General features: G+C 42.1%; 22 protein-coding genes and 1 other RNA gene. 16 read left to right on the top strand and 7 right to left on the bottom strand.

Annotated features, from left to right (window positions below):
* Positions 1–26 precede the first annotated feature (26 nt).
* The 4 genes from IDJ75_RS05970 to IDJ75_RS05955 are packed head-to-tail and all read left to right on the top strand — an operon-like array spanning position 27 to position 2,197.
* A complete protein-coding gene (locus IDJ75_RS05970; RefSeq protein WP_191174667.1) occupies positions 27–554 on the top strand; it encodes a hypothetical protein in 528 nt (175 codons plus the stop codon).
* Positions 555–597: 43 nt separating this feature from the next.
* Positions 598–1,095, top strand: coding sequence for an RNA polymerase sigma factor (locus tag IDJ75_RS05965; protein ID WP_067059544.1), 498 nt, complete (start codon positions 598–600; stop codon positions 1,093–1,095).
* The gene (locus IDJ75_RS05960; protein ID WP_191174666.1) at positions 1,082–1,672 is read left to right on the top strand and encodes a hypothetical protein; all 591 of its coding nucleotides are present in this window, start codon (positions 1,082–1,084) and stop codon (positions 1,670–1,672) included. The genes IDJ75_RS05965 and IDJ75_RS05960 overlap by 14 nt, the downstream gene beginning before the upstream one ends.
* A gap of 3 nt (positions 1,673–1,675) precedes the next feature.
* A complete protein-coding gene (locus IDJ75_RS05955; RefSeq protein ID WP_191174665.1) occupies positions 1,676–2,197 on the top strand; it encodes a GNAT family N-acetyltransferase in 522 nt (173 codons plus the stop codon).
* A 119-nt stretch (positions 2,198–2,316) separates the two neighbouring features.
* On the opposite strand, the gene dinB is transcribed toward IDJ75_RS05955, so the two are convergent.
* Positions 2,317–3,501: a DNA polymerase IV gene (gene dinB, locus IDJ75_RS05950; protein ID WP_191174664.1), complete on the bottom strand. Its 1,185-nt coding sequence runs from the start codon at positions 3,499–3,501 to the stop codon at positions 2,317–2,319.
* Between the two features lie 74 nt (positions 3,502–3,575).
* Here dinB and IDJ75_RS05945 point away from each other — a divergent pair, with 74 nt between their 5' ends.
* From IDJ75_RS05945 to IDJ75_RS05935, 3 genes are all read left to right on the top strand, one after another.
* On the top strand, positions 3,576–4,181 hold the full coding sequence (locus IDJ75_RS05945; RefSeq protein ID WP_191174663.1) for a 2'-5' RNA ligase family protein: 606 nt from the start codon (positions 3,576–3,578) through the stop codon (positions 4,179–4,181).
* 207 nt (positions 4,182–4,388) lie between these two features.
* An RNA gene (gene ffs, locus IDJ75_RS05940) (signal recognition particle sRNA small type) lies at positions 4,389–4,487 on the top strand.
* A gap of 116 nt (positions 4,488–4,603) precedes the next feature.
* Positions 4,604–5,563: a YpdA family putative bacillithiol disulfide reductase gene (locus IDJ75_RS05935; RefSeq protein WP_191174662.1), complete on the top strand. Its 960-nt coding sequence runs from the start codon at positions 4,604–4,606 to the stop codon at positions 5,561–5,563.
* 5 nt (positions 5,564–5,568) lie between these two features.
* Here the strand turns inward: IDJ75_RS05935 and IDJ75_RS05930 are convergent, their stop codons facing one another.
* Entirely contained in the window at positions 5,569–6,735 is a 1,167-nt protein-coding gene (locus IDJ75_RS05930) for a beta-N-acetylhexosaminidase (protein WP_191174661.1), read from the bottom strand.
* Entirely contained in the window at positions 6,693–7,181 is a 489-nt protein-coding gene (locus tag IDJ75_RS05925; protein WP_191174660.1) for a glycoside hydrolase family 20 zincin-like fold domain-containing protein, read from the bottom strand. The genes IDJ75_RS05930 and IDJ75_RS05925 overlap by 43 nt, the downstream gene beginning before the upstream one ends.
* Positions 7,182–7,651: 470 nt before the next feature.
* Between IDJ75_RS05925 and IDJ75_RS05920 the strand changes: the two genes are divergently transcribed.
* From IDJ75_RS05920 to IDJ75_RS05890, 7 genes are all read left to right on the top strand, one after another.
* Complete coding sequence (locus IDJ75_RS05920) at positions 7,652–8,305, top strand: GNAT family N-acetyltransferase (RefSeq protein WP_191174659.1); 654 nt, start codon at positions 7,652–7,654, stop codon at positions 8,303–8,305.
* Between the two features lie 88 nt (positions 8,306–8,393).
* Positions 8,394–9,590, top strand: a complete 1,197-nt coding sequence (argG, locus tag IDJ75_RS05915; RefSeq protein WP_191174658.1) for an argininosuccinate synthase — start codon at positions 8,394–8,396, stop codon at positions 9,588–9,590.
* A gap of 5 nt (positions 9,591–9,595) precedes the next feature.
* A complete protein-coding gene (locus tag IDJ75_RS05910; protein WP_191174657.1) occupies positions 9,596–9,946 on the top strand; it encodes a cupin domain-containing protein in 351 nt (116 codons plus the stop codon).
* Positions 9,927–10,922 (top strand): N-acetyl-gamma-glutamyl-phosphate reductase, encoded by a 996-nt coding sequence (gene argC / locus IDJ75_RS05905; RefSeq protein ID WP_191174656.1) that lies wholly within the window; start codon positions 9,927–9,929, stop codon positions 10,920–10,922. The genes IDJ75_RS05910 and argC overlap by 20 nt, the downstream gene beginning before the upstream one ends.
* 57 nt (positions 10,923–10,979) lie before the next feature.
* Positions 10,980–12,110: an aspartate aminotransferase family protein gene (locus IDJ75_RS05900; RefSeq protein ID WP_191174655.1), complete on the top strand. Its 1,131-nt coding sequence runs from the start codon at positions 10,980–10,982 to the stop codon at positions 12,108–12,110.
* A gap of 55 nt (positions 12,111–12,165) precedes the next feature.
* Positions 12,166–13,116: a Rossmann-fold NAD(P)-binding domain-containing protein gene (locus IDJ75_RS05895; protein ID WP_191174654.1), complete on the top strand. Its 951-nt coding sequence runs from the start codon at positions 12,166–12,168 to the stop codon at positions 13,114–13,116.
* Positions 13,117–13,175: 59 nt separating this feature from the next.
* The gene (locus IDJ75_RS05890) at positions 13,176–13,817 is read left to right on the top strand and encodes an FMN-binding negative transcriptional regulator (RefSeq protein ID WP_191174653.1); all 642 of its coding nucleotides are present in this window, start codon (positions 13,176–13,178) and stop codon (positions 13,815–13,817) included.
* Here the strand turns inward: IDJ75_RS05890 and IDJ75_RS05885 are convergent.
* The 3 genes from IDJ75_RS05885 to IDJ75_RS05875 form a co-directional block, all read right to left on the bottom strand.
* On the bottom strand, positions 13,789–15,033 hold the full coding sequence (locus IDJ75_RS05885) for a cation:proton antiporter (RefSeq protein WP_191174652.1): 1,245 nt from the start codon (positions 15,031–15,033) through the stop codon (positions 13,789–13,791). The genes IDJ75_RS05890 and IDJ75_RS05885 overlap by 29 nt on opposite strands.
* Positions 15,034–15,236: 203 nt before the next feature.
* Entirely contained in the window at positions 15,237–17,501 is a 2,265-nt protein-coding gene (locus tag IDJ75_RS05880) for a M56 family metallopeptidase (protein ID WP_191174651.1), read from the bottom strand.
* Positions 17,498–17,866, bottom strand: a complete 369-nt coding sequence (locus IDJ75_RS05875; protein WP_191174650.1) for a BlaI/MecI/CopY family transcriptional regulator — start codon at positions 17,864–17,866, stop codon at positions 17,498–17,500. The genes IDJ75_RS05880 and IDJ75_RS05875 overlap by 4 nt, the downstream gene beginning before the upstream one ends.
* A 268-nt stretch (positions 17,867–18,134) precedes the next feature.
* On the opposite strand from IDJ75_RS05875, the gene argB reads away from it, so the two are divergent.
* Together argB and proC are read left to right on the top strand one after the other, a co-directional pair.
* Entirely contained in the window at positions 18,135–18,926 is a 792-nt protein-coding gene (gene argB, locus IDJ75_RS05870; RefSeq protein ID WP_191174649.1) for an acetylglutamate kinase, read from the top strand.
* Between the two features lie 3 nt (positions 18,927–18,929).
* Positions 18,930–19,745: a pyrroline-5-carboxylate reductase gene (gene proC / locus IDJ75_RS05865; RefSeq protein WP_191174648.1), complete on the top strand. Its 816-nt coding sequence runs from the start codon at positions 18,930–18,932 to the stop codon at positions 19,743–19,745.
* A 222-nt stretch (positions 19,746–19,967) separates the two neighbouring features.
* Here proC and IDJ75_RS05860 read toward each other — a convergent pair whose 3' ends face one another.
* A complete protein-coding gene (locus tag IDJ75_RS05860; RefSeq protein ID WP_191174647.1) occupies positions 19,968–20,168 on the bottom strand; it encodes a hypothetical protein in 201 nt (66 codons plus the stop codon).
* Between the last annotated feature and the right edge of the window lie 39 nt (positions 20,169–20,207).

Here is a 20,207-nt window from a genome sequence, read left to right as displayed (position 1 = left end):
ACAAAAATTAAGCTTTATATATACCGATGAGTATCACTACCTACGGATTACAACAAATTAAGAAAGAACTTCAGCATTTACCGCAGGAGCAACTGGCCGAACTATGCCTGCGATTGATACGTTATAAAAAAGAAAATAAGGAGTTACTGGCCTACCTGCTGTTTGAGGCCCACAACGAGCAGGATTTTGTAGAAAACATTAAGGCCGAAGCGGGTTTTATGTTTAGCCAGCTGCCATCGCAAAGCTACTTTACGGCAAAAGGGCTTCGTAAAATATTAAAGATGCTGGCCAAATACACCAAATTTATAGGCTCGAAACCTGCAGAGATAGAGTTACTTTTAAACTTTTGCCAAAACTACCTGCAATACGTTATCAAACAAACATCGCACAAACCTATCCGCCTGATACTCATCCGTCAAATAGAGAAAGTGCGCACTGCCATTGGTATGCTGCATGAGGACCTGCAATTTGATTACAGCCAGGATTACAACAAGCTTTTGGATGATGCCGAAAGTAAATTACCCTGGTTTAATAAAAAAAGTTACCTGTTGTAACATTTATGGCGTTAATTTGTCAAACAAAAAATTAACTAATCAGGTGGCAGACAGAGAAGACGCTTTCCGGAAAATATACGAAGCTAATTCAAAGAAAATTTACCATTTGTGCTATGGTTATACCGGCGATGATGATGCCGCGAACGATCTGTTGCAGGAAACTTTCCTGAAAGTTTGGCAAAACCTGCATAAGTTTCGTAATCAGGCGCTGATATCTACCTGGATATACCGCATAGCTGTTAATACCTGCTTAACCTATTTACGATCAGAGAAACGACAAGCCAAAGACGAGCTTACTCCGGCTATTGCTGAAAACAAACGCGAAGAGTTTTCGGAAAAGAACGAGCAGGTTGCTTTGCTTTATAAGTGTATTTCAAAACTGGAAGAATCGGAAAGAATTATTATAACATTGGTGCTTGATGAAGTGCCGTATCCCGAAATTGCAGAAGTATCAGGGATATCAGAGGGGAATTTGAGAGTGAAGATCTATCGCATTAAACAAAAATTGACAGAGTTATACAATCAGCATGAAAGACTTTGATCATTTAATGTCGGTTTGGCAGGCGCAGCCAAAAAAAGAACACCTTTCGGTAGATGAAGTACTGAAACAGGTAAAGAAAGGGATACGCGGTATAACCTCCAGGTTGTATTGGGCTATTATTGCCATGATTGCAACGTTGGTTTGGGCATTTATACTAATGTTTTTTATGGCGTTTAAATCGCCTGCCACTACATTGGGTATACTCATCATCATGATAGGTATGGTAATGTACCTGGTGATCATTGTAAGGCATTACCATCTTTTAAATAAGCACGATATTACTCAAAACCCTACCGATTACCTGGATACGCTAAAAGAATTTCAAAAAACACGCTCAAAGATCACCGGCTGGTTCTATTACACGTATATATTACTTTTAAGCGCAGGGCTTGGCCTTTATTTTATAGAAGTACTGGAGAATGCACCACTTTATTTTAAAATACTTACCTACGGTTCAACCATGGTATGGTTTTTATTTACTACATTTTATATAAAGCCCCGTATGTTTAAAAGCGAGGAAGAAAAATTGAATTTATTGATAGACAGGTTGGAACGCCTGCAACAACAGTTTGATTAATTAATGCCGCTATCTGTAGAAATAAAAAAGGTAACAATAGCCGATATTGATACCCTGTTAAACTTAAGCCGCAAAACTTTTTTTGATGCCTTTGCCCATTTAAACAATGCAGCCGATATGGAAAGTTACGCGGCAAATGCATTTATAAAACAAAGGTTTGAAGAAGAATTACGCAACCCTGGTTCTGAATTTTATTTTGCATTATTTGAAGGAAATATTGCCGGCTACATTAAACTCAATTATAACACAGCCCAAACCGAATTGCAAGACCCTGCTGCACTTGAAATTGAACGTATTTATATTTTAAATGAATACCAGGGCAAGCAAATTGGTAAACAACTCATTGATTTTGCTATAGATACCGCCATAAGCCAAAAACTCAGCTACGTTTGGCTTGGTGTTTGGGAGCATAACACCAAAGCAATCAGTTTTTATAAAAACAAAGGTTTTGAGCAATTCGGCAGCCATCCGTTTATGTTAGGCAGCGATGAGCAGACGGACATTATGATGAAATTAGCGTTATAAAACAACTTGTCATTTCGAACGATAGAGAGAAATCTTGTTCATTATGCAAAGTTCACCGCCTGTCATTTGAACAAGATTTCTCCTCGCTTCACTCGTTCGAAATGACATAGAAGATCCGCCTACCCCTTCAAAAACGGATTAAACGTCCTTGCGCCTATCTCCATCCCGGCCGCCCTGCAAACCGTTTTATCGCCAAACCGAAAATTGATATTATCCATAGCCTGGTAAAGCCGTATCCGTTCTTCGTTATCTTCAAACAAATTGATCTGGTAACTACCGGCACACAGGTTACTTAGGCGCACACCTATCAAACGAATAGGCCTATGCTGGTTCCAGGCACTTTTAAGCAGGTTTTTTACACCGGGAATCAGGATATGCTCGGCAGCAGTAAGAGCTATTTTTTGCTGCTGTGTGTGTGTTTCAAAATTTGCGTACCTAATTTTAATAGCCAGGCAGGATGACACCTTATTCTCGCGGCGAAGTTTACCGGCCAGTTCTTCGGTCATGCTTACCAAAATATTTTCCAGCGTGCGCAGATCTTTTACGTCGCTTTCAAAGGTGTGTTCGGTAGAGATGGATTTCCGGTCGCTGTGCGGAATGATCTCGCTGTCATCAATTCCATTGGCTTTTTTGTAGATATAAGTACCCATTTTACCGAACACCGCTTCAAGGAATTTAAGATTCACCCGTTGCAGGTCGCCTATCTTCTCTATACCATACTGATAAAGTTTCTGACAGGTGCTTTCACCCAGGCCGGGGATCTTGCCGATGTTAAGCGGCGCTAAAAAGGCTTTCTCCTGTCCGTGTTTTATCCAAAGCTGCCCGTTTGGCTTGGCCTGGTTGGTAGCCATCTTGGCTATGGTTTTGCCCGATGCCATCCCAAAGGAGATTGGCAATCCTGTTTCACGGATCACTTTTTGGCGGAGATCGCAGGCTAATTGATAAGGGTCATGGAAACGCTCCATACCGCTTAGGTCGATATAAAACTCATCTACCGACGACTTTTGGTACAGCGGCACCATATTATGGATGATCTGCGTAACCTCGCGTGAGGCCTCTGAATAGCGCCCGTGTGTGCCATGTATCACAATAGCATGCGGGCAAAGTTTCAGCGCCTGCCGGGTTGGCATAGCCGAATGCACCCCGAATTTACGTGCCTCGTAACTGCATGAAGCAACCACGCCCCTATCTGCCGAGCCGCCTATAATTACAGCCTTGCCGATAAGCGATGGGTTAAATTTCCGCTCTACCGAAACGAAGAAGGAATCAAGGTCGATATGTACAATATGCCGCTTAGCATCCATGCACAAATATGAAAATATATTTTGAATTATGCTAATTTTATTAGCAATTTTGAGGCAATAAACGATGTGATGTTATGACTGGTTATGCTGATTATTTGTTCCTTCTCTCCCCTCCCGAGCCTGTTAAAGAGCTCATCAGCAAGTATAAAAAAGCATCGGTTAAACATATTGGCAATTTTAAAAGTATGGATGCGCCGGCACACATTTCCATACTGCATGCTGAGCGGCAAAAACCTTATTTCGCCGACCATACCATAACCCGTATACAAAAAACGCTGAATATTATGCCGCCTGTTTTGTTGCACATCGATGGTTTTAAATATTTCAGCCATCTGCACAGCCAGTACACCATTTATGCACACATCCGCATTAGCCCTGCTGTGGATGCCTGGTTTACTTTATTAAAGAAAAACCTGGGTATCAAAAAAACGCTTGTGCCGCATATTACCGTTGTTAGGAATGTGCCCGAAGCTAATTTCAATACCCTATGGCCGCACTTTCGGCACAAAAAATTGGTTGAGCCATTTTGGATAGAGGAGCTGAAGATTGTAAAGCGTGAAACCTTCGGCAATATGGCCAAATGGGACCCTTTTAAAACTTTTCAGTTTAAAGGGACAATAGGGTTTGAATATGTGGATACGCCGGTAGAAGAGGTGAAAAATCAGATAAATCTGTTCTGATTAACCACGCGTTATTGCGAGAAGCGTAGCGACGTGGAAATCATCGATAGAAAATTAACGACCAGCATGTCGAAGATTGCCACGCTATCGCTCGCAATGACGTGAGGCTTATAAATTACCCTCCTGATAATCAACCATTCAACCCTTCAATTTCATTTTTTAATAATTTCTTAACCTAAAATGCATCCTTTTTCTATCTTTGCGGCGGGATAAGTCTTTTACGGCCAGCTCCTCTTGAACTCCCCCAGGGTGGGAACGCAGCAAGGGTAGAGAGTTGAGCGGCGCGATAAAAGTAGCTTATCCCATTTTTTTTTGCCTTTATTTTCCTTTCCCATATTCTGAATGGTCTGCTACTTCAAAATTTGACATTAGGCATTCATTATTCGATATTATCTTCCCCGTAAACTGACTATCTTCGCCTTATGCTCGATATACTTATTATTGGCGGTGGCCCAATTGGTTTGGCCTGCGGATTAGCGGCTCAAAAAGCAAACCTGAGTTTTGTTATTGTTGAAAAAGGCTGCCTGGTAAATTCGCTGTACAACTACCCTTCTACCATGACGTTCTTCTCCACTTCAGAGAAGCTGGAGATTGGCGGTGTACCTTTTGTAACGGTACACAATAAACCAACCCGTAATGATGCTTTAGAGTATTACCGCCGGGTAGCGTTATCTAACAAGCTTCCTCTTAACCTATTTGAAGAAGTTACCAATGTAAAGCCAATTGAAGGCGGTTATGAAATAAGCACCTCAAAAGCTACCTACCAGGCAAAAAAAGTAATATTATGTACCGGCTTTTATGATATTGCCGTAAACCTTGATATCCCTGGTGAAGACCTGCCTAAAGTAAAACATTACTACCAGGACCCGCATTACTATACCTCGCAAAAGGTTGTGGTTGTGGGCAGTAGTAACTCGGCCATTGATGTGGCCTTAGAAACCTACCGTAAAGGTGCCGAGGTAACACTGGTAATCCGCGGCAGCGAGATAAGCAGCCGTGTTAAATATTGGGTACGGCCGGATATAATTAACCGCATCAAGGAAGGGAGCATCAAAGCGTATTTTAATTCGAACCTTGCAGAAGTGAGACAAACCGAGGTGGATATTGATACCCCCGAAGGTAAAGTTACCATCCCTAACGATTTTGTAATGGCCATGACGGGCTATAAACCCAACTTCGATTTCCTGGCAAAGATTGGGATCAAACTAACCGAAGATAAATTCATCCCAACCTATAACCCCGAAACGATGGAAACTAACCAGCCTGGCCTGTACCTTGCCGGCGTAGTTGTTGGCGGGCTGGATACTCACCTATGGTTTATAGAGAACTCGCGCATACATGCGGATATGATTATTAATGATATTGTGAGTAAAAGCAAATAAGCAGGTTAATGCTTTATCTGTTTTTTAGGTTTAAAATCAATTACTTCCGGATGTTCTGCCGGTTTGGATGGATTATAGTAATAAATCCCTGCCCTTTTATACCATTCAATTTCTGCCTTTAACTTATTGTTGAATGTGATATCATTTTTATTAGCCGCTGTACTCCATGCGGCTTCGGCCAATGCGGCCATCCGTGGAAATATCAGGTAATCCAACCGTTTTTCCGTATCTACGGTTTCTGTCCACAGATTAGCTTGTATACCAATGATGTTTTTTGACTTTAACTCCCGCCCTTCTAAAAACTTATCGGGAAAATTGTAAACATCCTGCACGGTATTATACTTGTTTTGCAACTGGTAACCGACAACAGTAGTACTATCCCATTTACGGCCTGATACGTGGGTACTGTCCTGCACAAAATCAAAATACATGGGCAAGCGCGGGCAAAGCACCACGCTGTAATTTTTATCGAGCGCCAGCTTAAGGCTTTGAGGTTTGTTTTGCCTCCACCAAAATACAACGGTTTTATTGGCGGGCAGGTCGGTTTCTACGGCTTCGTCCCAGCAAAGGACCTTGCTGCCCAGTTTTATTACCGTATCGCCCATCCGCCTAAAAAAGTAATGCTCCAAATCGGTTGGGGTTTTATAACCTTTGTGGGCCATTAAATTTACAATATCCGGATTTTTCAACCAGGCCTGTATCCCTAAGAAAACCTCATCACCACCTAAATGGATCATCTTAGCCGGGAAAAGGCTATTCGTTTCTTTAATAATGGTCGACAAATATTTGTAGGTTTCTTCTTTTGACGGGTCGAACGTAAAGTTTGGATAACCGACAACGCTGCCCCCGCTAAATCGCGGATACGCTTTATTAGCAGCTGTGGCATGGCCGGGCATGTCAATTTCGGGTATTACATCAATAAAGCGCTTTTTGGCGTAGGCAACAATCTCACGAATATTGGCCTGGGTATAATATTGGGCCGAGGCAGTACTGTCTGTGAAATTACCAATGCCGCCAACAGTAGTCAGCTTTGGATATTTTTTGATCTGCAATCGCCAGCCGTGGCTATCGGTTAAATGCCAATGAAACTTGTTCAGTTTATAATGAGCCATCAAGTCAAGCAACTGTTTTACCTTCGTTTTTCCAAAAAAATGCCGCGACTCATCCAGCATAAAACCGCGCCATTGATAACGCGGGGCATCGTAACCTCTACATCAAGTATTGTTTTAGTATCGGTATTGATGAGTTGTAATAATGACTGGATCCCATAAAATATCCCTTCTGCGTTTTCGGACTCAATAAAAACCCCGCCACCATTCGCGCTCAGCTTATATGATCCCTTTGGTTCACCATTGTGAGAATACTTTTTTAACCTAAGATAGAAACTTGGATGCACGCCATTTATATGCTTAATCTTAACCTTACTGATCAGGTAAATTTGGTTCTCTAAATATTTGGCCATCCAAACTAACGACTTATCGTTATAACCAATTTGAGCTGCCTCTTTTAAATCAAATGCAACATCGCTATTTATTATAGAAACCGGTTGGGGTATAATGGTTTGCGCGACACAAAAAATCGGCAGCAGCAACAGTATAATAATATATCTTATTTTCATAGATCAACTAATGTACACGTTTATGCTAATAATTAATCCACAAGGCGAAGAATAGGTTTAAATGATTTAAACCCATTTTTTGCATAATCAGGGGCTTATCTGTTATCTCAATATTTCTCAATTGTAATGTTTTATGCGTGCAGGCAAATTATAATAGTTTTTTCTTGCATAAGTAAAATTTAATGCAATAATTTGCACAAAATTTAAAAGTACCACATACTTACTAAAATGATTAAACAAAACATAAACAGAATGGATATCAGGACGATCTTCGCCCCGGTTTCCGCTGCTTTAGTTTCTTTTGTTTTATTATTCTCTCCCAGCCGACGAAGGGTGTTCATCCCACGGGTTTGAATTAGGTTTTAATCTCCACCCAAATAAAGAAGGTGTTTTTTAAACTTCTTTAAACAATGTCCCTCTAATTATTATGGCTTAAACGCCAATAATTTAACGGTAATTTTTCTATACTAATGACCATACAAGATTTTGACATAACCGTAGCAACTGCACAACATGCAGACTTTGCGACTATTATATGTGATGAAATGGCAGAGTCGGCCAAAGCACGGGGCACAGGTATTGCCCAGCGTTCGCCGGAGTATGTTGCCAACAAAATGCTGGAAGGTAAAGCCGTGATAGCTTTGCATAAAGACGGTACCTGGGCGGGCTTTTGCTATATAGAAACCTGGAGCCACGGCGATTTTGTGGCCAACTCAGGCCTTATTGTAAACCCTATCTATCGCAAAGCAGGACTGGCAAAAGCAATTAAGCATAAAATATTTGAGTTATCGCGCAGCAAATACCCAAAAGCCAAGCTATTTGGTTTAACTACGGGCTTGGCAGTAATGAAGATAAATTCAGAGATAGGGTACGAACCGGTAACCTATTCTGAACTCACCCAGGATGAAGATTTTTGGAAAGGCTGCCGCAGCTGTGTTAACTATGATATATTGATGAGTAAAGACCGCAAGAACTGCATGTGCACCGCCATGCTTTTTGACCCGGAAGTTATTCAGAAGCAATACGAAGAGAAAATGAAGAAAATTACGCACAAAGCTACCCTGCTTGAGCGTATTGAAAAAGCCATCAAAAAGCGAATGGAAAAATTCGTTGCGTTCAGTTAAAATAATGAATTGTAGAGGCGCGATGCTTCGCGACTTGAATAAATAATAAACAGACGCGAGGTATCGCGTCTCTACGGTAAACACAAAAATGGATAAAAAGAAAGTAGTACTGGCATACAGCGGCGGATTAGACACCTCATTTTGCTGTATTTATTTAACACGCGATCTGGGTTACGAGGTTCACTCGGTAATTGTAAATACAGGTGGTTTTAATGACCAAGAGCTTAAAGGTGTTGAAGAACGCGCTTACCAGATGGGCGTAACATCACACCACGTTGTTGACGAGACCAAGAACTTTTATAACACCTGCGTACGCTTTTTGATATATGGTAACGTGTTAAAGAACAACACCTACCCATTATCGGTAAGTGCCGAACGTGTTAGCCAGGCTACAGCTATTGCCAATTACGCCAAAGAGATTGGTGCTGAATTTGTAGCCCATGGCAGCACCGGTGCCGGTAACGATCAGGTAAGGTTTGATATGATCTTCAATATCCTGGTACCCGAGGTACAGATCATCACTCCTATCCGCGATTTGAAACTAAGCCGCGAAGCGGAGATTGAATACCTGAAAAAACACGGCGTTGAAATGAACTTTGAAAAAGCAAAGTACTCTATCAACAAAGGTATCTGGGGTACATCAGTAGGTGGTAAAGAAACTCTTACATCAAACCTTGGTTTACCTGAAGAAGCATGGCCTACACAGGTAACCGAATCTGAACCAAAAACATTAGAGCTGGTATTTGAGCAAGGCGAGCTGGTTGGCATTAATAACGAGAAATACGATCACCCAACCAAAGCTATACAGGCATTGCAAGCTATTGCGCAACCTTACGGCATTGGCCGCGATATTCACGTGGGTGATACCATCATCGGTATAAAGGGCCGTGTAGGTTTTGAAGCTGCCGCACCAATGGTGATCATCAAAGCACACCATACCCTTGAGAAACACGTTTTAACTAAGTGGCAGCTATCATGGAAAGACCAGTTATCGGCCTTCTACGGCAACTGGCTGCACGAAGGGCAATTCCACGACCCTATTATGCGTAATATGGAGGCTTTCCTTACTGATACGCAGAAAAACGTAAGCGGTAAAGTATTTGTTGAGCTGCACCCGTACCGTTTCCAGGTGGTGGGTATCGAGTCGGAGCACGACCTGATGAGCAACAAATTTGGCAGCTACGGCGAAATGAACAATTCATGGAGCGGCGAAGATGTTAAAGGTTTCTCAAAAATATTTGGTAACCAGGTAATGATATACCACAAAGTAAACGGACAGGATTAATTATTATGGAGAACCCCATCTTTTCGAGAAGCGAATGCTTAAGCACCTATAAGTGGGGCGATGATTGTTACGGCTGGAACTATGTTGACACCGACGCATTATCAATAAAACAGGAATTAATGCCGCCGGATACCGCCGAGCAATTACATTATCACGAAAAATCTTCGCAGTTCTTCTTTATACTAAAAGGCAGGGCAACATTTACCATCGACGGAGAGATAAGCGTGTTAAAACCTGAGCAAGGGATAGAAATTAAACCGGGCCAAAAGCACTTTATCAGCAACAAAGAGAGCAGCGACCTGGAATTTATCCTGTACTCATCACCATCTACAAAAAATGACAGAATCAACCTCTAAAATAAAAGCAGGCATTGTTGGCGGCGCGGGTTATACCGGGGGCGAAATGCTCAGAATACTGATCAACCACCCTAATGTGGAGATCATATTCGTTCACAGCAAAAGCAATGCGGGTAACCATGTTTATGACGTACACACCGACCTGTTTGGCGATACCGACCTAACCTTTGCGGCGGAATTAGCTTTCAATATTGATGTATTGTTCCTTTGCGTTGGCCATGGCGATGCACGTAAATTTTTAGAGGCTAATGACATTCCTGATCATATCCTTATTATCGATTTAAGCCAGGATTTCAGGTTAAGTCAAAATGCAACCATCGGAAATAAAAGCTTTGTTTACGGTTTACCCGAATTAAACCGCGAAGCGATAAAATCGGCAGATAATATAGCTAACCCGGGCTGTTTTGCCACTTGTTTGCAACTGGGTTTGTTACCGCTCGCAAGTAAAGGTTTGTTAAACAACGAGGTGCATGTTACCGCAACAACAGGTTCTACCGGCGCAGGGCAAAGCCTTTCTCCAACTTCGCACTTTACGTGGAGAAACGACAACCTATCTGTTTACAAAGTGTTTAACCACCAGCATTTAAACGAGATAGGCCAATCCTTAAGGCAATTGCAGGGCGGTTTTGATAAGGACATTAACTTTGTGCCCTATCGTGGGGGCTTTACCCGCGGCATCATTGCTTCTATTTATACCGAGAGTAATTTGAGCGAAGCCGAGGCTTTAAAACTTTATCAGGAGTATTATGCCGGTCACCCGTTTACGCATGTAACCAGTAAAGACATCGACCTGAAACAAATTGTGAATACCAACAAATGCTTTTTACAGGTCAAGAAACATGGTAATAAGATCTTCATTGTCAGTATAATGGATAACTTACTTAAAGGTGCGAGCGGTCAGGCCGTACAAAACATGAACATCATGTTTGGTTTGGACGAACGCGCAGGATTACGACTTAAGGCGACCGGCTTTTAAGCCGTGCTCGCCACCCATGCGTTTATCCATTAAGTATTAAATTATCACTTTATTAAAATGAAATTATTCGACGTATACCCTATCAATCCAATCAATATAGTTCAAGGCATGGGCAGCCTTGTTTATGACGACAAAGGCACTGAATATCTCGACCTTTACGGCGGGCACGCGGTTATCTCTATCGGCCATACTAACCCGCATTACGTAAAGCGTTTGGAAGACCAACTGCACCAGATAGGCTTTTACTCTAACTCTATCGAGATCCCTTTACAAACACAACTGGCCGAAAAGCTGGGCCATATTTCGGGTAAGGAAGATTACCAGCTATTCCTTTGCAACTCGGGTGCCGAGGCTAATGAGAACGCTCTGAAACTTGCATCGTTCTATAATGGTAAAAAGAAGATCATCGCGTTTAAAAAAGCGTTCCATGGACGAACCTCATTAGCAGTTGCCGCTACCGATAACCCAAAAATTGTTGCACCGGTTAATGAAACTGAAAACGTGGTGTTTTTACCATGGAACGATGAAGCGGCATTAGAGCAGGCTTTTAAAGACCATGAGGTATCATCTGTAATTATTGAAGGCATCCAGGGAGTTGGTGGCATACAGGTTGCACCGGTTAGTTTCCTGCAAAAGATCCGTTCGCTTTGCGATGTGCATAACGCCGTTTTTATAGCCGATTCGGTACAGTGCGGTTATGGCCGTACCGGTAAGTTCTTCTCGCATGATTTTGCGGGCATCAACGCCGATATCTACTCCATGGCTAAAGGCATGGGTAACGGTTTCCCTGTTGGTGGTATCATCATATCGCCTAAAATAGCGCCAGTATACGGCATGCTGGGCACAACATTTGGTGGTAACCATTTGGCTTGTGCCGCAGGTTTAGCGGTGCTGGAAGTTATTGAACGTGATAACCTGATGCAAAACGCTGCCGAAGTTGGTGGCTACCTGCTTGAGGAGCTTAAGAAATTTGATAAAGTGAAAGAAGTACGTGGACGTGGCCTTATGATAGGCATCGACCTGCCCGAAGAACTGGCCAACGTGAAGAAAGACCTGCTGTTTAAGCACCATATATTTACAGGCGAAGCAAAACCAAACGTGGTAAGGCTATTACCTGCGCTAAACCTGACTAAAGGTTATGCTGACAGGTTCCTGGAAGCATTCAGCACAACTTTAAATAACTCTTAAATAATAGGTTACAGTATTTAATTATATTTTTACAGCATAAGTACTAACAAGGCTCATGAAATTATTCTCTTCGGTAAATGATGTTAAGGATGTGCCGGCACTGGTTGCCGAAGCATTGCAATTGAAACAAAACCCATATGCGCACCAGCATTTGGGTAAGAATAAAACCCTGAGCCTTGTTTTCCTGAATCCAAGTCTGCGTACCCGCATGAGTACCCAAAAAGCAGGCGCGAATTTGGGCATGAACGTAATTGTGCTCAACATTGATAAAGAAGGCTGGGCGCTTGAACTGCGCGATAACGTGATCATGAACGGTACTACTGTGGAGCATATCCGCGAGGCAGCCGGTGTAATGGGCGAATACTCAGACATTATAGGGGTACGCTCTTTCCCGGGGTTAAAAGACCGCGAGGAAGACTATAGCGAAACCATATTTAACAAGTTTGTGGAGTTTTGCAAAGTGCCCGTGGTTAGCCTGGAATCGGCTACGCGCCACCCGCTGCAAAGCCTTGCCGACCTGATAACTATTGAAGAACTGAAAACTAAAGCCCGCCCCAAAGTAGTATTAACCTGGGCGCCGCATATAAAGGCCCTTCCGCAGGCTGTGCCAAACTCTTTTGCCGAATGGATGTGCAAGGCTGATGTAGACTTCACCATCGCCCACCCGGCAGGATACGAGCTTTCTACCGATTTCACCAATGGCGCAACAATCACGCATAACCAGGATGAAGCCATAAAGGATGCGGATTTTATCTACGTAAAAAACTGGTCGGCTTATGAGCCTTACGGCGCGGTAACCGGCGGTAACGAAGATTGGATGCTGACCAACGCCAAGCTGGATGCAGTAGCCCCTGATGCCAAAGTAATGCATTGTTTACCCGTACGCCGCGATCTGGAACTATCATCCGAGATATTGGACGGGCCAAAGTCGATAGTGATACACGAGGCAGGTAACCGCGTTTGGGCGGCACAGGCAGTGTTAAAGCAAATGCTGGAAACTTTGTAGTAACAAGGCATCCCGATTTGGTCTTGTCTCTTGATTCTAAAAGTCTTGATTCTATTCACATGTACACTCCTAAACATTTTCAATTGTCTGACCATCAAGAAGCTATCAGCTTTATGCAGAAGTATAGCTTTGCTACGATAGTGACGATATTGAATGGCGTACCCGAAGCTACACACCTGCCGTTTTTGGTAGAGCAACGCGGCGAAGAGTTGGTACTGGTATCTCATTTTGCTAAAGCAAACCCGCAGGCCGGGGTTATATTCAATGAAACATCGCTGGTGATATTTACCGAGCCACATGCTTATATCTCGCCATTAAATTACGAGAAAGAGCAAAACGTGCCTACCTGGAATTATCTATCGGTACATGCCTACGGCAAAGCCACTTTAATTGCCGATAAAACACAGGTTGCACACTTGCTTGAAAAAATGATCGATTTCTACGAAGCAGCTTACCGGCAGCAATGGGATAACTTAACTGACGATTACAAACATAAAATGATGAACGGCATTACCGCGTTTGAAATTGTAGTTACCGATCTGCAGGCCAAAAAGAAACTCAGCCAAAACCGGACTGAAGTTGAGCGCGAGAATATTATCTCATCATTAAGCTCATCAGCCGATAAAAATGAGCAGGAAATAGCCGCGTATATGGCGGCAGTGAAAAAGACAGCTAAGATTTTATCTTATACGATGCATTAATCACCCTATTCAATGTCAATCCCTGCACTATAATCGAAAATATCACGATAAAGTAAGTGCCCGCCAATATAAAATGCCTGTATGGCGAATCTGGCAATGCCAGCGCCAGGGCTATCGAAATACCGCCCCTTAACCCTGCCCAGGTTAAAATATTGATACTTCCGTAATTCACGTTTAATGATCGCCTCAAGAAAGTTAACGGCAGCATAATGCTTGCCCATCTTGCAGCCAGCAGAATAACAATCCCTATTAAACCGGTTATCCAGTAATTACTGATAAAGGGCACGTTAACCATCTGTAGCCCTATCATCACAAAAAGCATGGTGTTCAGCATCTCGTCAATCAGCGTCCAGAAGCTTTCGAGCGCCTGGTGCGAGCGGTCTTTGTTATCTATATTTATCGACCTGCCACCTGTAAATAAACCGGCGGTTACCACCGCTAACGGGATAGACAAATGCAAAGCCGATGCAGCAAGTGAATTGATCATTACCAATGCTAACGACACCAGTACAATGGTTTGAAAATCGTTAATAGATTTCATGAGCCGGAATGCCAGGAAACCTGTAATGCCCCCCAATATAATGCCGCCAAAAACTTCCTGCGCAAAAAGTATGGCTGTTTTAGCAAAATCGACATTATCATTGCCCGACTGGGTTATCTCTAACAGCGTAATAAACAATACAAGCCCTATACCGTCATTAAATAATGATTCGCCGGAGATAATGGTTTCCAAACTTGCGGGTAGCCTGGAGCCTTTTATAATAGCCCCCACCGCCACCGGATCAGTGGGTGATACCAGCGCGCCAAACAGCAAACAGTAGATATAAGGTATTTTAATATCTATTAACTGTGCTACATAATAAAGCAAGCTACCAAATATGGCCGTTGATACAATTACCCCCAAAGTACTGAGGATAAGCACCGGCCGCATTTCTTTTTTTAGTTTACGGGTATCCAGGTTAAAAGCACTTGCAAACAGCAGGAAGCCCAACATAATATTGAGCACCGTGGTAGAAAAGTTGATGTTTTTAGCTAAAACAGTCAGATATTTAGCCACGCTTGGGTTAAGGCGGTCGATAATAAGAGTTACCACCGAGCCGGCGATAGCCAGCGTCATAATACCTATGGTACCGGGCAATTTTATCCAGCGTGCGTTGATGTATGAATAGATTGCGCTAACAATTACCAGGAGCGCGATAATTAAAAACAAGTGCATATAATTTTGTTAACCTACAGCAGGATTAAACTGCATTGTAGTACCTAACAGGATAAAGCAATTATGTGTTTTACACTTACAATGTTTTTTTGACGGATAAGATATCTAAAACACAAGAAGAATGAAACACAAATAGCACAGAGGTTTGGTATCTCTGTGCTATTTGTAAAAAAGTTTGTATTATATGTGGTTAACCAGTAAAACTATATCTTTTCATAGAATTTGAAAAAGTAATCAGGATTTTTGATCCCATAATCTTTTACATCTGTACTAATTGCTATCCAATCGTTAACGGTATATTCTTTAGCACCGGTTTTAACTTCATGCACAAAGCGGAAGGTAACATTATCGCCCCATTCAATACCTTTAAAATCGGGTGCATCTGGTTTGATATTGAATTTAATTTTAAAACCATTCACTACCTCGACCACGGCACTTTTCCATTTACCATTAGGGTATTTTTTAATATTGGTTACCTGGCCATCAGTAAAACGCACGCGGTTTGCCTCAAATGAAAAGGCTGTTTTAGGTATTGGTGCTGCTTCTGCAGCACGGTATATTTCTTTGCCATCACGTGAAATCACTGCCGGCTCAATTAAAACAGGTATACCCTTGCCCCACATACCTGCGCCAAGCACTTTTATTTCAACTTCATCGCCTATTTTAAGCACATCTTTTAGTTGCTTGGTTTGCCCGTAAGCAGTTCCTATAAAAAATTCACTGTTATTATTTAAAACTACAAAGCCTTCTTTAACATACCATTGGGGGCCGGCTGTTTTATATCCGGTTACTTTGTAGGTAAGGGTTTGACCCATTATCCTATTGGTTTCTGCCATTTTTTGTTTAAACTCATCCGTTTTTTTATACGCTTCGTACTCGGCTTTTACTTTTTCTTCGGCAATACGTTGTTCTGGTGTTTGTTTTACTTTTTGGCGATATTTTATAGTATCTCCTTTTACTTCATATTTCAAAACACCTGTTGAATTTGTTTTCTCCAACTTCGCATTTCTATCCAGCAAGAAATTAAAATAGATCTTGTATTGGCTAATATCCTCGTCTCCCCAATGCTGATTATGATTAACAGAGCCAACAGAGGTTGTACCTACTTTATTTGAACGGATGATCTCTTCTACCTTATCCAGTTCGGTTTCAGGGTAGGCTTTACCTTCTATAATAAATATCACCTTATCTGTAGGTTTCAGCTCATTCGAAATCATTCTGCTGCCATTAGGGAGCTGCACAATACATTTTTCGTAGATGCTGCCATCGTTATGTTTTTGTTTAACCCGGGCAAAGAATTGCTTTTTGGGCACTTTGCTTTCTTCTATAAGGTTATCCCGCTCTGTAGCCGTCAGGTATACTATTTCGCCCTTTACGGATATATTTACCACCCCATCTTTAGCCTTGTTACCATACTTTTTAAACCAACTGCCATCAACCGGCGGTACCCATGTACCTGTGGTGCTAATATTTTTACTGCCTATTTTATAAAGTATATCATCATTATACTCCTTACCATTTATGAGCACCAACGGATGCGGACCCATTTTATCAAGGTCGTGAAAAATACTCACTTTTTGGTTTTGAGCGCTTTTTAAATTGGCAAAGGCCAGGCAGCTTATCAGCACCACTGGTGCTATAAGCAGGTAGATAATTTTTTTCATATTTGAGGTTGGTTTATTAAACAACATGGCTATGCGGCTTTTAAGCGGCACTTTACTAAAACTGTGCATGAGGTAGCTTTGGCTGCTTAATGATAGTTTAAAAAGCAATGTAGCATACATGCTTTTATCAGTATCACCGGCAATGATACGGTCAACCTCAAATTCGTGGTTCTCTTCAATAGAGCGGATATAGCAATAGGCAAACGGGTTAAACCAAAGCATTATTTGTACCAGGCGGGCAATAATTCTATCGGCCGAGTGCAGCATTTTTACGTGCAGCATTTCGTGCGCTATAATCTGTTTTACTTCGGCAGGCTCCAGTTCATCATCGTTCACAAAAATCACATTTAAGAACGAGCTATTGCCCTGCTTACTATTCCCCTTTAATACTTTTACATTACCTATCTGCATTAATCGTTCGGCCCTACTCCTGCGTAAAAACACCAGCAATGTAAATGCTAAATGCAATACCGAAATGGTTGCCATGGTTATATATATCATTTTAACCTGCGTTGCCCAATCAAAAGATTCAACTACTTGCTGCGGGGCTTGTGTAATTGCTTTTACAGGTTCATCTATTACCTGTATACGGTTTACATACATAACAGGCTCCATAATAGCAGGTGGCTTAGCGGTATCTAAAGGTAAATTTATAGTAGGTATCACAAAACTTAACAACAACGTAGCAAGCAGGTACCAGCGGTTTATTGTGAAGAAGGTTAACCTGCGCAGCAGCAGGAAATAAAACCCGTAAAAGATACCCGTACATGCCGCTACCTGCAGCAGATAGATAATTGTCTTCATTTTTTTGAGTTTTTATCGATCATTTCCTGAATCTTTCTGATATCTTCCTCACCCAGTTTTTGCTCTTTTACCATAAAAGATAAAAGGCTCTCCACCGAGTTATCAAAGTACCCCGTAAACATTTTTTTAAAGGATGCCTTGCGATACTCCGCTTTGGTAATGGCGGGGAAGTACTCGTAGGTTTTGCCATATGCTGTATAATCAACATATCCTTTTTTTTCCAGCAGGCGCACTACTGATGATATGGTGTTGTATGGTGGTTTGGGTTCATCGGGCATTGCCTCTATAATATCTTTCACAAAGGCTTTTTTCAGGTTCCATAAAACCTGCATTACCCGCTCTTCTGTTTTTGTTAACTCGTCCATAAATCAAACATATAACTTATTTTTCAGTTGTACAACTATAATTTAAGTTATATAACTTATTTATCAGTTTTTAATTGTAATTAATTGAATATTAATTAATTATTTTATAACAGAGGTTACAGATAGAAAAAACAGATGATCACATAGATTCTTTTATGCAATTATCTGTGGCCCTCTGTGAAAAAAACTCAATGCCCTCTGTGGTTAAAATCTACCATCATCTCTAAAAAATAGCTATAATTGCCATCGAACTTATATATAATACAATATGCAAGCCCTGCACATCATAAAAATTGGCGGTAACGTAATTGATAACTCCGAAAACCTGCACCGTTTTCTGAAAGATTTCACCGCTTTGGAGGGTTACAAGATACTGGTACACGGCGGCGGAAAAGTAGCAACACAAGTATCCGAAACAATGGGCATCGAGGCTAAACTGGTTGACGGCCGCCGAATAACTGATATCGACACCCTGCGGATAGTGACCATGGTTTACGCCGGCCTTATCAATAAAAACATTGTGGCGCAGCTACAGCGCTACGGCAATAATGCTATTGGCCTTACCGGTGCCGACGGCGATTTTATCCGTGCTAAAAAACGCCCGGTAAAAACTATTGATTATGGTTTTGCCGGCGACCTGTTTGATGGCTCTATCAATCCCCAAAATATCAGCAAGTTATTGGATGGCGGCTTCACTCCTGTTTTTTGTGCCTTAACGCACGATGGCGAAGGCCAGATGCTGAACACAAATGCCGATACCATAGCCTCGGCACTGGCGGTGGCTTTATCAAAACTGTATGAAACAACGCTGGTATATTGCTTTGAGAAGAAAGGTGTTTTGCAGGATATTAATGACGATGATTCGCTGATAAGAGAGATAAACCCCGAAAGATACGAGCAGCTAAAGCTAGAGCAGATCATCCATAGCGGGATGCTGCCGAAATTGGATAATGCCTTTACCGCTATATCATGCGGGGTTAAAGCGGTAATTATCGGGCATTCTGATGATTTGGGGCAATTGAAAAACAAACAGGGTTTTGGTACACGTTTAAGTAAATAACAAATGGAAACACAACAACATATTGCCATTTTAGGCAGCGGAAATATTGGCCTTGCACTGGCTAAAGGATTAGTAAAAGCCGGGATCTTCGCCCCAGAGCAGATTACACTTACCCGCCGCAACGTAGCTGCATTATCTGCCCTTGCAGATGAAGGTTATAACGTAACTGCCGACAATGCCGGCGCTGTTACCAGGGCGGATATTGTTGTGCTGGCTATCCTTCCACAGCAATTAAATAAACTACTTGACGAGATAAAACCCGCAGCCAACCAAACCAAACACCTGCTGATATCGGTAGTATCGGGCGTTAGCTGCCAGGATATCCGTACGCAGTTGGGGTTAGATATTCAGGTGATTCGCGCGATGCCTAACACAGCCATAGCTATTGGTCAAAGCATGACCTGTATTGCTACCGATAATGCTTCTGCTGCTAATGTTAGTCTTGTACTATCGTTATTTGATACCGTTGGCGTAAGCATTCAGATAAACGAGGAGTTGATGACATCGGCCACGGCATTATGTGCCTGCGGTATTGCATTCTTTTTACGCTCTATTCGCGCGGCATCACAAGGCGGTACCGAAATTGGTTTCCACGCACACGATGCCCTTAGAATGGCCGCCCAAACCGCCAAAGGTGCTGCCGATCTGCTCCTTCAGCTGGCATCACATCCCGAACAGGAAATTGATAAGGTTACATCGCCAAAAGGCTGCACAATAGCAGGATTAAACGAAATGGAACACAACGGCTTTAGCTCAGCTATGATAAAGGGTATCAAAGTTTCGGCGGAGAAAGCCGGAGCGCTTTATAAAACTGAATAATTGCGCTGGCCAAAAATTATGGCACCACAAATCAGGGCCACTTATTTGTGGTGTTAGAAAGGCTTTTAATTACTTTAAGAATAACTATACAGATGCTTTACAGCACGAACAAGGGCGGCAATGTATATATTTTCTACCTGCACCCTAATCAGAAAGGCGCTGCCCGTTTAAGGAGAGCTTTGGGCAAGGCCATCTACAAAGTGTTGTATAAGTAAGAGCGGATTACTCTTCGGTGTTAGCTTTTTTCTCTGGTGGGGTTGATACGATCTCGCCGAACTCATTTACGTAAGCCATCATATTATCAAGGTCGCTCCCGCTTGGGTTTTCTTTACGCTCTTGTTTACGTTGTGCTTTGTCCTCTTTCTTTTTCTGGCGGTTCTTTTCCAGTTGTTTTTTCATAAATGTTGCTTGCGATTTAGCCATATTTTAATGTGGATTAGTGAATAAAAAAAGCACCTGCTT

It is taken from the genome of Mucilaginibacter rigui, from assembly GCF_014773275.1.
In the GTDB taxonomy this organism is placed as follows: domain Bacteria; phylum Bacteroidota; class Bacteroidia; order Sphingobacteriales; family Sphingobacteriaceae; genus Mucilaginibacter; species Mucilaginibacter rigui_A.
The sequence above is the reverse complement of the archived record's forward strand: the minus strand, read 5'-3'. Positions and strand labels throughout refer to the sequence as shown.

Coding starts and splice junctions, on each gene's coding strand:
- IDJ75_RS05970 (WP_191174667.1), top strand. CDS start 27: ATGAGTATCACTACCTACGGATTACAACAAATTAAGAAAGAACTTCAG.
- IDJ75_RS05960 (WP_191174666.1), top strand. CDS start 1,082: ATGAAAGACTTTGATCATTTAATGTCGGTTTGGCAGGCGCAGCCAAAA.
- IDJ75_RS05955 (WP_191174665.1), top strand. CDS start 1,676: ATGCCGCTATCTGTAGAAATAAAAAAGGTAACAATAGCCGATATTGAT.
- dinB (WP_191174664.1), bottom strand. CDS start 3,501: ATGGATGCTAAGCGGCATATTGTACATATCGACCTTGATTCCTTCTTC.
- IDJ75_RS05945 (WP_191174663.1), top strand. CDS start 3,576: ATGACTGGTTATGCTGATTATTTGTTCCTTCTCTCCCCTCCCGAGCCT.
- IDJ75_RS05935 (WP_191174662.1), top strand. CDS start 4,604: ATGCTCGATATACTTATTATTGGCGGTGGCCCAATTGGTTTGGCCTGC.
- IDJ75_RS05930 (WP_191174661.1), bottom strand. CDS start 6,735: ATGCTGGATGAGTCGCGGCATTTTTTTGGAAAAACGAAGGTAAAACAG.
- IDJ75_RS05925 (WP_191174660.1), bottom strand. CDS start 7,181: ATGAAAATAAGATATATTATTATACTGTTGCTGCTGCCGATTTTTTGT.
- IDJ75_RS05920 (WP_191174659.1), top strand. CDS start 7,652: ATGACCATACAAGATTTTGACATAACCGTAGCAACTGCACAACATGCA.
- argG (WP_191174658.1), top strand. CDS start 8,394: ATGGATAAAAAGAAAGTAGTACTGGCATACAGCGGCGGATTAGACACC.
- IDJ75_RS05910 (WP_191174657.1), top strand. CDS start 9,596: ATGGAGAACCCCATCTTTTCGAGAAGCGAATGCTTAAGCACCTATAAG.
- argC (WP_191174656.1), top strand. CDS start 9,927: ATGACAGAATCAACCTCTAAAATAAAAGCAGGCATTGTTGGCGGCGCG.
- IDJ75_RS05900 (WP_191174655.1), top strand. CDS start 10,980: ATGAAATTATTCGACGTATACCCTATCAATCCAATCAATATAGTTCAA.
- IDJ75_RS05895 (WP_191174654.1), top strand. CDS start 12,166: ATGAAATTATTCTCTTCGGTAAATGATGTTAAGGATGTGCCGGCACTG.
- IDJ75_RS05890 (WP_191174653.1), top strand. CDS start 13,176: ATGTACACTCCTAAACATTTTCAATTGTCTGACCATCAAGAAGCTATC.
- IDJ75_RS05885 (WP_191174652.1), bottom strand. CDS start 15,033: ATGCACTTGTTTTTAATTATCGCGCTCCTGGTAATTGTTAGCGCAATC.
- IDJ75_RS05880 (WP_191174651.1), bottom strand. CDS start 17,501: ATGAAGACAATTATCTATCTGCTGCAGGTAGCGGCATGTACGGGTATC.
- IDJ75_RS05875 (WP_191174650.1), bottom strand. CDS start 17,866: ATGGACGAGTTAACAAAAACAGAAGAGCGGGTAATGCAGGTTTTATGG.
- argB (WP_191174649.1), top strand. CDS start 18,135: ATGCAAGCCCTGCACATCATAAAAATTGGCGGTAACGTAATTGATAAC.
- proC (WP_191174648.1), top strand. CDS start 18,930: ATGGAAACACAACAACATATTGCCATTTTAGGCAGCGGAAATATTGGC.
- IDJ75_RS05860 (WP_191174647.1), bottom strand. CDS start 20,168: ATGGCTAAATCGCAAGCAACATTTATGAAAAAACAACTGGAAAAGAAC.